This is a genomic window from Streptococcus danieliae (genome assembly GCF_009767945.1).
In the GTDB taxonomy this organism is placed as follows: Bacteria; Bacillota; Bacilli; order Lactobacillales; family Streptococcaceae; genus Streptococcus; species Streptococcus danieliae.
Window position 1 is genome coordinate 1 of the sequence record NZ_WSRS01000236.1, and the last position, 346, is coordinate 346.

1 protein-coding gene is annotated in these 346 nt (G+C 42.5%); it reads left to right on the plus strand.

The annotated features are described in order from the left end of the window. Nucleotides 1-346, plus strand: a 346-nt coding sequence (locus tag E5983_RS09615) for a transposase (RefSeq protein ID WP_160333535.1), incomplete at both ends; no start/stop codon positions are given.

Below are 346 nucleotides of genomic sequence, written 5' to 3' on the forward strand. Positions count from 1 at the left end.
ATTGTTCTGACGGAGCAGTAGAGTTCCTTCAACCTATTTTAGAAGGCTTCAACCGGTTACTTTTCCGCATGGACAGCGGGTTTGCCTCCCCACAAATCTACAATTCCATTGAAGAGAGTGGAGAAAGTTATCTCATTAAACTTAAAAGAAACCCTGTTCTTAGTCGTCTCGGGGATCTCAGTTTACCCAATCATGAAGATGAGAATTTAACCATCTTACCCCACTCTTCCTATTCCGAGACTGTTTATCAAGCAAAATCTTGGGATCACGCTCGTCGTGTTTGCCAATTTTCACAAAGAGAGGAAGGAGAGCTCTTCTATGAGGTTACTTCACTTGTGACCAATCT